At 73.5% G+C, this 13,123-nt stretch carries 12 protein-coding genes; 8 read left to right on the forward strand and 4 right to left on the reverse strand.

Going from position 1 to position 13,123, the window contains the following annotated elements; translation table 11 throughout:
* Positions 1–35 precede the first annotated feature (35 nt).
* From AB0H37_RS11465 to AB0H37_RS11495, 7 genes are all read left to right on the forward strand, one after another.
* On the forward strand, positions 36–1,247 hold the full coding sequence (locus AB0H37_RS11465; RefSeq protein ID WP_179838737.1) for an ROK family transcriptional regulator: 1,212 nt from the start codon (positions 36–38) through the stop codon (positions 1,245–1,247).
* Between the two features lie 57 nt (positions 1,248–1,304).
* Positions 1,305–2,630: an ABC transporter substrate-binding protein gene (locus tag AB0H37_RS11470; protein WP_360612314.1), complete on the forward strand. Its 1,326-nt coding sequence runs from the start codon at positions 1,305–1,307 to the stop codon at positions 2,628–2,630.
* Positions 2,631–2,632: 2 nt separating this feature from the next.
* On the forward strand, positions 2,633–3,610 hold the full coding sequence (locus AB0H37_RS11475) for a sugar ABC transporter permease (protein ID WP_360612315.1): 978 nt from the start codon (positions 2,633–2,635) through the stop codon (positions 3,608–3,610).
* Positions 3,607–4,437: a carbohydrate ABC transporter permease gene (locus AB0H37_RS11480; RefSeq protein WP_179835127.1), complete on the forward strand. Its 831-nt coding sequence runs from the start codon at positions 3,607–3,609 to the stop codon at positions 4,435–4,437. The genes AB0H37_RS11475 and AB0H37_RS11480 overlap by 4 nt, the downstream gene beginning before the upstream one ends.
* Positions 4,434–5,690: a 6-phospho-beta-glucosidase gene (locus tag AB0H37_RS11485; RefSeq protein WP_360612316.1), complete on the forward strand. Its 1,257-nt coding sequence runs from the start codon at positions 4,434–4,436 to the stop codon at positions 5,688–5,690. The genes AB0H37_RS11480 and AB0H37_RS11485 overlap by 4 nt, the downstream gene beginning before the upstream one ends.
* Complete coding sequence (locus tag AB0H37_RS11490; RefSeq protein ID WP_360612317.1) at positions 5,690–6,667, forward strand: BadF/BadG/BcrA/BcrD ATPase family protein; 978 nt, start codon at positions 5,690–5,692, stop codon at positions 6,665–6,667. Before AB0H37_RS11485 ends, AB0H37_RS11490 begins: the two co-directional genes overlap by 1 nt.
* A gap of 131 nt (positions 6,668–6,798) precedes the next feature.
* Positions 6,799–7,716 carry a TIGR03619 family F420-dependent LLM class oxidoreductase gene (locus tag AB0H37_RS11495; RefSeq protein ID WP_329090360.1) on the forward strand — a complete coding sequence of 306 codons (918 nt, stop codon included), beginning with the start codon at positions 6,799–6,801 and terminating at the stop codon, positions 7,714–7,716.
* Here AB0H37_RS11495 and AB0H37_RS11500 read toward each other — a convergent pair whose 3' ends face one another.
* Together AB0H37_RS11500 and AB0H37_RS11505 are read right to left on the reverse strand one after the other, a co-directional pair.
* Complete coding sequence (locus AB0H37_RS11500; protein WP_179835131.1) at positions 7,717–8,157, reverse strand: Lrp/AsnC family transcriptional regulator; 441 nt, start codon at positions 8,155–8,157, stop codon at positions 7,717–7,719.
* A gap of 101 nt (positions 8,158–8,258) precedes the next feature.
* Positions 8,259–9,281 carry a LacI family DNA-binding transcriptional regulator gene (locus AB0H37_RS11505; RefSeq protein WP_360612318.1) on the reverse strand — a complete coding sequence of 341 codons (1,023 nt, stop codon included), beginning with the start codon at positions 9,279–9,281 and terminating at the stop codon, positions 8,259–8,261.
* A 147-nt stretch (positions 9,282–9,428) separates the two neighbouring features.
* Here AB0H37_RS11505 and ugpC point away from each other — a divergent pair, with 147 nt between their 5' ends.
* On the forward strand, positions 9,429–10,676 hold the full coding sequence (ugpC, locus tag AB0H37_RS11510) for a sn-glycerol-3-phosphate ABC transporter ATP-binding protein UgpC (protein ID WP_179835133.1): 1,248 nt from the start codon (positions 9,429–9,431) through the stop codon (positions 10,674–10,676).
* Positions 10,677–10,794: 118 nt separating this feature from the next.
* On the opposite strand, the gene AB0H37_RS11515 is transcribed toward ugpC, so the two are convergent.
* Both AB0H37_RS11515 and AB0H37_RS11520 read right to left on the reverse strand, forming a co-directional pair.
* Entirely contained in the window at positions 10,795–11,727 is a 933-nt protein-coding gene (locus AB0H37_RS11515; RefSeq protein ID WP_179835134.1) for a carbohydrate ABC transporter permease, read from the reverse strand.
* The gene (locus AB0H37_RS11520; RefSeq protein WP_360612319.1) at positions 11,724–13,109 is read right to left on the reverse strand and encodes an ABC transporter permease subunit; all 1,386 of its coding nucleotides are present in this window, start codon (positions 13,107–13,109) and stop codon (positions 11,724–11,726) included. Before AB0H37_RS11520 ends, AB0H37_RS11515 begins: the two co-directional genes overlap by 4 nt.
* Positions 13,110–13,123: the final 14 nt, after the last annotated feature.

Below are 13,123 nucleotides of genomic sequence, written 5' to 3' on the forward strand. Positions count from 1 at the left end.
GGAAACCTTCTTAACTCGGAGGAGCCGCCGTGTCCATGCCCGTCCCCGGAACGCCCAGCCTGCTGCGGGCGATCAACGACCGCGCCGCGCTGGAGGCGCTGCTGGCCCGGGGGCCGCTGACCCGGCCGCAGATCTCCGACCTCACCGGCCTCTCCAAGCCGACCGCCTCCCAGCTGCTCGCGCGGCTGGAGCAGGCCGGGCTCGTCGTCCGCGACGGCGTCCGCGAGGGCCTGCCCGGACGCACCGCCGAGCTGTACCGGATCAACGGCGCCGCCGCCCACGTCGCGGGCGCCGACGTCACCCCCGCGCGGATCCGCGCCAGCGTCGCCGACCTCGCCGGGACGGTCGTCGGCGAGCACACCCTGCCCACGCCCGGCCGCACCGGCGTGGACGTCGTGGCCCGGATGGCCGCCGCGCTCGACGGCGCCGCCGCTGCGGCCGGCCTCACCCGGGACCGCCTCGACCGGGCCGTCGTCGGCATCCAGGGCGCCGTCGACCCCGCCACCGGCCGCCTCGGCTACGCCTCGCACATCCCCGGCTGGCACATCCCCGACCTGGTGGACACCCTGAGCGGCGGGCTCGGCGTGCGCGTCGCGATCGAGAACGACGTCAACCTCGCCGCGCTCGCCGAGCGGGCCCGCGGGCGGGCCGAGGGCGCGGCGGACTTCGTCCTGCTGTGGGTCGCCGACGGCGTCGGCATGGCCGTCGTGCTGAACGGGGCGCTGCACCGGGGCGCGACCGGCGGCGCCGGGGAGATCGGCTACATGCCCGCGGTGGGCGCCCCGCTCATGCGGGACGTGCGCCGCACCCACACCGGCGGCGTGCACAGCCTCACCGGCGGCGCGGCCGTACTGAGGCTGATGCGCGAGCACGGCTTCCGCGGACGGGACGCCGCCACCGCGCTCAGCCGCGCCGCGGCCGACGTGGAGACCGCGGGCAGGCGCACGGCCACGGACGCGGGCGCCCGCGCGGAACGCGCCCTCACCGAGCTCGCCACCAGGCTCGGCGCCACGCTCGCCACGGTCGTGGCCGTCATCGACCCCGCGCTCGTCGTCCTCACCGGCGACGTCCTGCGCGCCGGCGGCGAACCGCTCCGCGCGCGCGTCGAACAGCACCTGCACAGCCTGACGATCCCGCGCCCCGAGGTGCGGCTGAGCACCGTCCAGGGCAACCCCGTCCTGGCCGGGGCCCTCCAGCAGGCGCTCCAGGAGACCCGCGACGAGGTCTTCACCACCACCGTCCCCTGACCCTCCCCGCATGCCGTCCTCCACCACGCCGTTCCCCACCCCCGAAGGAGAACCGGAGTGCCCACCACCACAACGCGCCGGCTCGCGGCGGTCATGGCCGCCGCCGGGCTCGCTCTCGCGGCCGCGTGCACGGCCGGCGGCGACCAGTCCGGCAAGGGCCCGGCGTCCGGCGAGAAGCAGACCATCGAGGTCTGGCACGGCTGGAGCGCCCCGCACGAGGTGAAGGCCTTCCAGGACGCCGTCGCCGGCTTCAACAAGGCCCACCCCACCATCACCGTCAAGCTCGTCAACGGCCAGACCGACGACCGCATCACCAACGCCATCCGCGGCGGGAACCCGCCGGACGTGGTGTCGTCCTTCACCACCGACAGCGTCGGGCAGTGGTGCCAGAGCGGCGCGTGGCAGAACCTCTCGCCCTACATCAACAAGTCCGGGCTGGACCTGAACCAGTTCCCGCGGGCGGTGCGGAGCTACACCGAGTACAAGGGCACCCGCTGCGCGATGCCGCTGCTGGCCGACGCCTACGGCCTCTACTACAACAAGAAGCTGATGAAGGGCGAGCAGCCGCCGAAGACGATGGGCGAGCTGACCGCGCTCGCCAAGAAGCTCACCGTCCGGTCCCCCGACGGGACCATCAAGGTCGCCGGCTTCATGCCGTCCGTCCAGTACTACGAGCACCAGGTCCAGCACCTGGCCCCGCAGTTCGGCGTCACGTGGCTGACCGGCGACGGCAAGGCCAACTTCGCCGGCGACCCCGCCTTCCAGGCCTACCTGAGGTGGAACAAGAGCCTCATCGACTGGTACGGCTACGACAACGTCAAGAAGTTCCTGCGCTCGATGGGCCAGGAGTTCGAGTCGTCCAACCCCTTCGAGAAGGGGAGGACGGCGATGGCCGTGGACGGCGAGTGGCGCACCAGGTTCATCCAGGAGGAGGCGCCCGGGCTCGACTACGGCACGGCGCCCGTCCCCGTCTCCGACGATCGCGCGAGCGCCTACGGCGGCGGGTTCATCACCGGCACCGTCGTCGGGATCCCGCGCGGCGCCGAGCACGCCCCGGCGGCCTGGGAGTTCGTCCGGTACCTCACCACGGACACCGGCGCGCTGGTCACCTTCGCCAACGCGCTCGCCAACGTTCCCTCCACGATCCCGGCGCTGTCGTCGCCGAAGCTGACACTGCCGCCGCAGTTCCGGACGTTCCTGGACGTCTTCAAGAACCCCAACAGCTCTACCACGCCGCCGACGCCGAACGGCAACGACTACATCGTCCGGTTCGAGAAGTTCACCCAGGAGGAGTGGGAGCCCGGCAGGGTGAGCGACCTCGGCCGGGCGCTGAGGAAGCTCGACGGCGAGGTCGACGACTCCCTCAAGCTCGCCGGAGGCTGACCGTGGCATCCGGCTCACTGCGCCTCCCGCTCCCCCGGGCGCGGGGCGGGACGTCGGCGGCGCGGGCGCGCCGCCGACAGCGGCTCCGGGTCCTGGCGTTCCTGTCCCCCTGGCTCGCCGGGTTCGGCCTGTTCTTCGTCTACCCCCTCGCCGCCACCGTCTACTTCTCCTTCACCCGCTACAACCTGTTCACGCTGGAGTACGTCGGCCTCGACAACTACACCTACCTGCTGCACGACCGCGACGCCTGGACGGCGATGCGCAACACGCTGTGGCTGGTCGCCGTGCTCGTCCCGCTGCGGGTGCTGTTCGGCCTCGGCGTCGCCCAGCTGCTCACCAGGATCAAGCGGGGCGCGGGCGTGCTGCGCTCGATCCTCTACCTGCCGTACCTGGTCCCGCCCGTCTCGGCCACGGTCGCGTTCGTGTTCCTGCTGAACCCCGGCACCGGCCCCTTCCCGGCCCTCTCCGCGCGCCTCGGGATCCCGCTGCCCGACTTCTTCAACGACGCCGCCTGGGCCAAGCCCGGCCTGACGCTGCTCGGTCTGTGGGCGGTCGGCGACGTCATGATCATCATGCTGGCGGCGCTGCTGAACGTGCCCGCGTCGCTGTACGAGGCGGCCGCGATCGACGGCGCCGGCGCCTGGGCCCGGTTCCGGCACATCACGCTGCCGACCGTGTCCCCCGTCCTGGCGTTCTCCGCCGTCACCGGCGTCATCGAGACGCTGCAGTACTTCACGCAGCCGATGGTGGCGGGCAAGGTCGCCTCCGGGCGCGCCGACCTGCCCGGCGTCCAGTACTCCCCCGGCTACCCCGACGGCTCGACGCTGACGTTCCCGCAGTGGCTCTACGACCAGGGGTTCCGCCAGTTCAACATGGGCTACGCGTGCGTGCTGGCGCTCGTCATGTTCGCCACCGCGATGGCGTTCACCGTGTTCCTGCTCCGCCGGTTCCGCGCGTTCGCCGGAGAGGAGGCGCAATGATCCCGGGAGGGCGCGCCCGCCGGGCGCTGCTGTGGCTCGCCGTGCACGCCACCGCCGTCGCGATCGGCGTGATGTTCCTGGCGCCCCTGGCGTTCATGCTGCTGACCGCCGTGATGACCGACCGGCAGGCACTGAGCGGCGACCTGTGGCCGCGCGGCCCGCACCTCGCCAACTTCGCCGAGGTGTTCAGCGGCGACATGATCCGCTGGACCGTCAACAGCACCGTGTACGCGGGCCTGTCCACGCTGTTCATGCTGGTCTCCAGCGTCCCGGTGGCGTACGCGCTGGCCCGGTTCCGGTTCCGCGGCCGCAACCTGGCGCTCGTCGTGGTGATCTCGGCGATGATGCTGCCGCCGCAGGTCACCATGGTGCCGCTGTACATCGTCTGGGCCCGGTTCGGGCTGACCGGCACGCTGTGGCCCCTGATCATCCCGCAGCTGTTCGGGGACGCGTTCTCGATCTTCCTGCTGCGCCAGTTCCTGGTGACGATCCCCCGCGAGTACGCCGACGCCGCCCGCGTGGACGGCTGCGGCGAGCTGCGCACGATGCTGCGGGTCGTCCTGCCGATGGCGAAGCCCGCCCTGGCCGCGGTGGCGCTGTTCCAGTTCTTCTACTGCTGGAACGACTACTTCAGGCCGCTGGTGTACGCAGACCCCGACCACTGGACGCTCGCCATCGGCGTCGCCACGTTCCGCGCCGCCCACCACGTCGAGTGGAACCTCACCATGGCCGCGACGCTGCTGACGATCCTGCCGGTGCTGGTGGTGTTCTTCCTCGCCCAGCGCGTGTTCATCCAGGGCGTGACCTTGACGGGAGTGAAGGGTTGAAGCTGACGGTCATCGGGGGCGGGTCCACCTACACCCCCGAACTGGTCGACGGGCTCGCGCGGGCGCACGCGGCCCTGCCGGTGTCGGAGCTGGTGCTCGCCGACCCCGACGCCCGGCGGCTGGAGCTCGTCGGCGGGCTCGCCGCGCGGATGCTCGCCCGCGCCGGCCATCCCGCCCGCGTCGTCACCACCGGCGACCTGGACGCGGCGGTCACGGACGCGACGATCGTCCTGCTCCAGCTGCGCGTCGGCGGGCAGGCGGCCCGGCACGTCGACGAGACGCTGCCGCTCGCCTGCGGCTGCGTCGGGCAGGAGACGACCGGCGCCGGCGGCCTCGCCAAGGCGCTGCGCACCGTCCCGGTCGTGCTGGACATCGCCGGGCGCGTCGCCGCCCGCGCCCCGCACGCCTGGATCATCGACTTCACCAACCCGGTCGGCATCGTCACCCGCGCCCTGCTGGACGCCGGGCACCGCGCGGTCGGCCTGTGCAACGTCGCGATCGGCTTCCAGCGGCGCGCGGCGGCGCTGCTGGACGTCCCCCCCGCCCGGGTCGGCCTCGGCCACGCCGGGCTCAACCACCTCACCTGGGTGCGGTCGGTCCAGCTGGACGGGCACGACGTCCTGCCGGACCTGCTCGACCGGCACCCCGGCGACCTCGCCGCGATCTCCGGCCTTCCCGCCCCGTTCCTCCAGGCGCTCGGCGCCGTCCCGTCCTACTACCTGCGCTACTTCTACGAGCACGACCGCGTCGTCGGGGAGCAGCGCGGCGCGCCGTCGCGGGCCGAGGAGGTCGCCGCGCTCGAACGCGACCTGCTGGAGGCCTACGCCGACCCCGCCCTGGACACCAGGCCCGCCCGGCTCGGCGAGCGCGGCGGCGCGTTCTACTCCGAGGCGGCCGTGCAGCTGGCCGCGTCCCTGATCGGCGGTCGCGGCGACGTGCAGGTCGTCAACGTGCGCAACCACCGCACCCTGCCGTTCCTGGACGACCGCGCGGTCATCGAGGTGCCGGCGCGGATCACCGGGTCCGGGCCGGTGCCGCTGCCCGTCCCGCCCCTGGAGCCACTGCTCGCCGGGCTGGTCGCCCATGTGTCGGCGTACGAGGAGCTGGCCCTGGAGGCGGCGCTGCGCGGCGGCGTGGACCGGGTCGCCGCGGCGCTGCTCGCGCATCCGCTCGTGGGCCAGCTGGACACGGCCGAGCGCCTGGCCCGCGACCTGGTCGCCGCCAACCGCGCCCACCTCCCGTGGGCCGCCTGATGGCCGCAGGCGTGCTGCTCGCCATCGACGGCGGGAACAGCAAGACCGACGCGGCCGTCGCCACCACCGCCGGCGAGCTGCTCGCCACCGTGCGCGGCGACGGGTTCCGCCCGCAGGCCGCCGGGCTCGACGCCGCGCTCGACGCGCTGACGGCCGACATCGGCAGGGCGCTGCGGGCCGCCGGCGTCCGGACCGGCGACGTCGTCCACCTGGCCGCCTACCTGGCCAACGTCGACCTGCCGGGCGAGGAGGAGCGGCTGGAGAAGCTCCTGCTCGCCCGGGGCGCCGCGCCGAGCGTGACGGTCGGCAACGACACGTTCGCGCTGCTGCGCAGCGCCGGCACCGAGGGCTGGGGCGTCGCGGTGGTCTGCGGCGCCGGCATCAACTGCGCGGGCGTCGCCCCCGACGGGCGCACCGCGCGGTTCCCGTCCCTCGGCCCCCACACCGGCGACTGGGGCGGCGGCGGGGAGCTGGGCCGCTCGGCCCTGTGGCACGCCATCCGCGGCGAGGACGGCCGGGGACCGGAGACGGCGCTGACCGCCGCGGTCGCCGCCCACTTCGGCGTGGCCCGCGCCATCGACGTGGGCCTCGCCCTCCACCTCGGCGAGATCGGCCAGGACCGTCTCACCGCCCTGGCGCCCGTCCTGCTCGACATCGCCGAGGCCGCCGACGAGGTGGCCCGCGGCGTGGTGCTCCGGCTCGCCGAGGAGGTGGCGATCCTCGGCTCGGTCGCGCTGCGCCGCCTGGACCTGCTCGACGCCCCCGCCGACGTCGTCCTCGGCGGCGGCGTCCTCGCGGCCCGCCGGCCGCTGCTGATGGACGCGGTCGCGGACCGCTACGCCGCCCTCGCGCCGCGTGCCCGCCTGCTCGTCCCCGATGACCCCCCGCTCCTCGGCGCCGCGCTCCTCGCCCTCGACCACGTCGCCGCCCCGCCGTCCGCCCACGCGGCCCTGCGCACCGCGTTCCGCCGCCGCTGACCCGCGGTCGGGCCGCCGCCGCCCGGGTACCTACCATGGCGATGGACGGGCGGTCTGCAGGGCTCTCGGCCCGCTGAACCGGCGCCGCCCTTGACGTTGTAAGGTTCCGCCGGTGCGGGGAGGGGGCCGCCATGGAGATCGGGTTCGCGGTACCGGGGTCGGGAGCGTGGGCGACCCCGCGCCACCAGGTGACGGTGGCGCGGCGGGCAGAGGAGCTCGGCTACCGCTCGCTGTGGACGCTGCAGCGGGTCCTCAACCCCGCCGGGTCTCCGGACCGCACCTACCGCAACGTCCCCGACCCGCTGATCACCCTGGCCTACCTCGCCGCCCACACCACCCGGGCGCGGCTCGGCGTCGCGGTCGTGAACCTGCCGTTCTACGCGCCGCCGATCCTCGCCAAGCAGGCCGCCACCCTCGACCACGTCAGCGGCGGGCGCCTGGACCTCGGGCTCGGGATCGGCTGGATGCGGGAGGAGTTCGCCGCGGTCGGCGCCCCGATGGCGCGGCGCGGGGCCCGCGCCGAGGAGTTCATCGCCGCCCTGCGCGCCCTGTGGGCCGGCGGGCCCGGGGACGCCGCGCGGTTCCAGGGCGAGTTCTACGACATCCCGCCCGTGACCATGGACCCGCGCCCGCTCCAGCCGTCCGGGCCCCCGATCCTGCTGGGCGGCGGGGCCGAGCCCGCACTGCGGCGCGCCGGGCGGCTGGCCGAGGGCTGGGTCAGCTCCAGCCGCGCCGACCCCGCCGCGATCGGCCGCTCCGTCGAGGTGGTGCGGGCGGCGGCCGAGGAGGCCGGGCGGGACGCGTCCGCGCTGCGGTTCGTGTGCCGGGGCGCGGTCCGGGTCCGCCCCGCGGGACGGGAGGAGCGGCGCCCGCTCACCGGCGCCTTCGAGGAGATCCGCGGCGACTTCGGGGCGCTGGCGCGGCAGGGCGTCACCGAGCTGTTCGTCGACCTGAACTTCGACCCCGAGATCACCGGGCCGGACGCCGATCCGGAGGCGTCGCTGGACCGCGCCCTGGAGGCGCTGGAGGCGTTCGCGCCCGGGGCCTGACTACAGGGGCGGCCGCCGCGCCTCCCAGGGCGTGCTGAGCACGACCGTGGTGCGGGTCGCGACGTTCGCGGCGGCGCGGATCTTCTGCAGCAGGTCCTCCAGCTCGTTCGGGGAGGCGACCCGGACCTTGAGGATGTAGCTCTCCTCCCCCGCCACCGAGTGGCACGCCTCGATCGCCTGCAGGTGGGCCAGCCGGTCGGGGGCGTCGTCGGGGGCGGCCGGGTCGATCGGCTTGATCGACACGAAGGCGGTCAGCGGCAGGCCGATCTGCCCGTTGTCCAGCTGGGCGGCGAAGCCCTTGATGACGCCGCGCTTCTGCAGCCGCCGGACGCGCTGGTGCACCGCCGACACCGACAGCCCCGTCTCCTTGGCCAGGTCGGTGAAACTCATCCGCCCGTCGTCGGCGAGCAGGGCCATGATCTGACGATCGATCTCCTCCACGCGGGAAATCTAGCGCGCCGAGGCCGGTGCATGGGCCCCCCTTCGATCACGGATCGGCCTTCCCGCGGAGGCCGGGCGCCGCTCCGGACCCGGCGGCGGCGCTATCGGCGCGCGGAGCGCAGCGGACCGCAGCTGCCGCGCACCACCAGCTCCGTCGGCAGCAGGACGGGCCCTCCCCTGCCGCGCCGGGCGGGCTCGCGCAGCAGCAGCTCGCAGGCGCGGTAGCCGATGTCGTGGCCGGGCCTGGCCACCGCGGTGAGCGGCGGGTCGCACAGCTCCGCCCAGGCGACGTCGTCCACCATCGCGATGGACACGTCCGCCGGCACGCGCAGGTCCAGCTCGCGGGCGACCAGGACGGCGGCCTCGCCGAGCAGGTGGCCCGCGGCCAGGACGGCGGTGACGTCCGCGCGCCGCTGCAGCAGCCCGGCGGCGGCCGCGTAGGCGGCGTCGCGGGCGGGGCGGGCGGCCACGACCAGGTCCTCCTCCACGGGCACGCCCAGCTGCGCCAGGGTGTCGCGGAACGCGCGCTCGCGCACGCCCGCGGGGCGGCCCGGCACGCCGCCGAGGAACCCGATGCGGCGGTGACCGAGCCCCGCGAGGTACTCGGCGAGGGACCGCACGCCGCCCGCGTCGTCGGCCAGGACGGACGGGATGTCGGGCAGCCCGGGCAGGACGCGGTCGGCGAACACGACGCTGGAGCAGATCCGGGCCGCGGCGCGCCAGTCGGCCTCGTCCCCGGCGGGCAGCGCGATGATCCCGTCGACCCGCTGCTCGACGAGCCGGTCGACGATCTCGGCCTCGCGGGAGGGATCGCCGTGCGCGGCGTCCACGATGACGTGCTCGCCGAGGGTCCGGGCGCAGGCCAGCACACCCGCGACCACCTCGGCGCAGAACGGGTCGGTGACGTCGGGGACGACCAGGCCGATGCCGCCGCTGCGGCGCAGCTTCAGGCCCCGCCCGAGGGCGCTCGGCCGGTAGTCCAGCTCGCGGGCCGCGGCCAGCACCCGCTCGCGGGCCGCGGCGCTGGCCGAGCCCGTCCCGGAGAACACCCGCGACACCGTGGCGATGCCGACGCCCGCCGCCGCGGCCACGTCCTTGATCGTCGCCGACCGCCGTTCCGCCATCCGCGCGCCGCCCCTTTCCGCCCGTTTCGATCATCTTCTCACGATGACGTCTCCCCTGGAAACGATTCCATGATGTTTACTCCAGCCAATACGACATATCCCCTGCTCGGCGGGGGAACGGCGGAAACGTTTCCATAAGGGGTACGGATGGCCAAGATCGTGCTGGACCGGGTCGACAAGGTGTACGGCGGTGGAGTCAAGGCCGTCGACGGGCTCGACCTGGAGATCCGCGACGGTGAGTTCATGGTGCTGGTCGGGCCGTCCGGCTGCGGCAAGTCCACCGCGCTGCGGATGATCGCGGGGCTGGAGGAGATCTCCGGCGGGAAGATCTCCATCGGCGACCAGGTCGTCAACGACCTCGCGCCGAAGGACCGCGACATCGCGATGGTGTTCCAGAACTACGCCCTCTACCCGCACATGACGGTCGAGCAGAACCTCGCGTTCGGCCTCAAGCTGCGCGGCACGCCGAAGGCGGAGATCAAGCAGAAGGTCCGCGACGCCGCCAAGATGCTCGGGCTGGAGCAGTACCTGTCCCGCAAGCCGGCCGCGCTGTCGGGCGGCCAGCGGCAGCGCGTCGCGATGGGCCGCGCGATCGTGCGCCAGCCGCAGGCGTTCCTGATGGACGAGCCGCTGTCCAACCTCGACGCCAAGCTCCGCGTGTCCATGCGCGCCTCCCTCAGCCAGCTGCACGAGCGGCTCGGCGTCACCACCGTGTACGTCACCCACGACCAGGTCGAGGCGATGACCCTGGGGTCGCGGGTGTGCGTGCTGCGCGAGGGCAAGCTGCAGCAGGTCGACACCCCGCAGCGGCTGTTCGACAACCCCGTCAACCTGTTCGTGGCCGGGTTCATCGGCTCGCCGGCGATGAACTTCGTGCTCGCCGACCTCGACACCGGCGACGGCGGGGCACAGGTCTCCTTCGCCGGCTACACGCTCCCGGTCCCGGCCTCGGTCGTGGACGGCAAGCCGGGTCTGAGCGACTACCTCGGCCAGAAGATCATCCTCGGCATCCGCCCGTCGGACTTCGAGGACTCCGCGCACGCCCAGCCCGGCTGGGCGCCGATGGCGGTGCGCAGCAGCGTCACCGAGGAGCTCGGCAGCGAGATCAACGTGATCTTCACGATCGACGCGCCGCCGGTCGAGCACAAGGACACCGCGGACCTGGCCGAGGACGCCGCGGAGGGCGAGGCCGACATGACGATCCCGCTGATCGACAACAAGGCGCTGTGGACGGCCCGCGTCAACTCCCGGTCGCACGTGCGCCCGGGGCAGGACGTGGACCTCGCCGTCGACACGCGCCGCCTGCACTTCTTCGACCCGTCCAGCGGCCTGGCCATCGGGCACTCCGACGCCGCCGAACGGCACGGCGCCGCGGACCTGCGCAAGTCCGGCTGAGCTGAGCGCGGCGGACCAGGGGGCGTGAGGAATCGTCCCCCGCAAGGACCGGTCCGCTGGAACGGAGCGGTGCCCACGGCCTGAGCAAGGCCGTGGGCACCGCCCCGTTCGAGCACCGTCACTTCACCGAGCCGGCGAGGACCCCCTGGACGAAGTAGCGCTGGAAGGCGAAGAACACCACCAGCGGGACGACCAGCGACAGGAACGCGCCGGGCGCGAGGATGTCGATGTTGCCGGTGAACTGCCGCATCTGCGACTGCAGCCACTTGGTCATCGGCTGCGACCCGGTGTCGGCGAACACCAGCGCGACCAGCAGGTCGTTCCACACCCACAGGAACTGGAAGATGCCGAGCGAGGCGATCGCCGGGCCGCCCAGCGGGAAGATCACCCGGCGGAAGATCGTCCACTCCGAGCCGCCGTCCATCCGCGCCGCCTCCAGCAGGTCCCGGGGGATCGCCGCGAAGAAGTTGCGGAGCAGGAAGACGGCGAACGGCAGCCCGAAGGCGACGTGGAACAGCACCACGCCGGTGACCGAGCCGAACATGTGGAAGCCGCCGAACTCGATGTGGCCGTACAGCTTGGCGACCGGGATCAGCGCGACCTGGACCGGGACCACCAGCAGCGCCACGACGCCGAGGAAGAGCCAGTCCCGGCCGGGGAACTCCATCCAGGCGAACGCGTAGGCGGCCAGCGAGGCGATCGCGACCACCAGCAACGTCGCCGGGACGGTGATCAGCACCGTGTTCCAGAACGAGTCGACGAAGTCGCCCTTGTCCAGCAGCGCGCTGTAGGACTCGGTGGTCAGCTGCGCCGGCTTGGCGAACACGTTCCACCAGCCGTCGGCGTTGTTGTCCTCGTTCGAGCGCAGCGAGGCGACCAGCAGGCCGAGGGTCGGCACCAGCCAGAACAGCGCGATCAGGACCAGCAGCGCCTGCGCGGCGCCGCCGCCGGCCCGGCCGACGGCCCGCGCGGCCAGGCCGCGGCGCGGCGCCCCCGCCGCACCGCCCTCCGCCCCGGAGGGCGCCTGCGCGGCCTTCTCCGCGGTGCTCATTTGCGCTCCTGCCGCAGTCGCCGGATGTTGAACAGCATGGCGGGCAGCACGAGCACGAACAGCAGCACGGCGATGGCGCTGCCGGAGCCCTGGTCGTTGCCGCCGCCGAACGACTCGGTCCACATCTGCAGCGCCAGCACGCTGGCGTTCGGATCGCCGCCGCCGATGATGTAGACGAGGTCGAAGACCTTCAGGACGTTGATGACCAGCGTCACCAGGACCACCATCAGGACGGGCGCGAGCAGCGGGATCGTCACCCGCCGGAACACCTGCCACTCGGTGGCGCCGTCCACCCGCGCCGCCTCCAGGGCGTCGCGCGGGATGGCGGCGAGCCCCGCGGCGATGAGCACCATCGCGAAGCCCGACCACACCCACAGGTACGACCCGATGATCGCCGGGGTGATCAGCGTGTCGCCGAGCCATTCGGCGCCCTGGTAGGCCGTGGTGAAGTTGTCCTTGGGCAGCCGGATCGTGTACGTCCCGGCGGGCACCTTCCTCATGGTGAAGGTTCCGTCGGCCTCCGTGGTGGCCTTTGCGACGACCTTGCCGCCCTGGACCGCCTCCACCCTGATGCCCGGCAGGCCGGATTCACCCGAGTTCGGGGCGTTCTGCTGCCCGCCGCCGCCCCGGGTGAAGTCGAACCAGACCGTGCCGGTCAGCTGGCCCGGCGCGGCGGCCGGGGGCGGCGCGGCGGGCTCGGCGCCCTTCGGCAGGTACTCCGGCTTGATCTTCAGCAGCGGGACGAGCGCGCTCTGCCCCGCCGAGTACGGCCGCACCGAGACCACGGCGCCGGCGTCCTGGCGGACCGGCGCGTTCCCGCCGTTGCGGGGCCCGGCGCCCGGATAGCTGGTGTCCCGCCGGAACATGTCGTGGACCGCGACCATGGCCGCGTTCGCCACGCCCTTGTCCGGGTCCTGCTGGTACACCAGCCGGAAGATCACGCCGGAGGCGAGGAACGAGATCGCCATGGGCATGAACACCACGAGCTTGAACACCGTCGCCCACCGGATCCGCTCGGTGAGCACGGCGAACACCAGGCCGATGACGGTCACCACCGTCGGCGCCACGACGACCCAGATGGCGGTGTTGCGCACCGCCACGAGGTTGTCGTGCCCCTTGAAGACGCCGGTGTAGTTGTCGACGCCGACGAAGGAGCCGCCCGAGGCGTCGAAGAAGCTGCGGATCACCGAGTAGACGATCGGGTACACGACGAGGAAGCCGAGCAGCAGCAGCGCCGGCAGCAGGAACATCAGTGCCAGCCACGACGGCGGGGTCAGCCGCTCGCGCGCGCCGCGGGCGCCCGGACGGCCGGGCGTGGCGTCGATGGCGGCGGCGCCGCCGGCCGTCGCGGCCGGCGGCACCTCCTCATTCGGAGCCTTCATCGAGGGATTCCCTA

It is taken from the genome of Actinomadura sp. NPDC023710 (assembly GCF_040639875.1).
GTDB classification, from domain to species: Bacteria; Actinomycetota; Actinomycetes; order Streptosporangiales; family Streptosporangiaceae; genus Spirillospora; species Spirillospora citrea.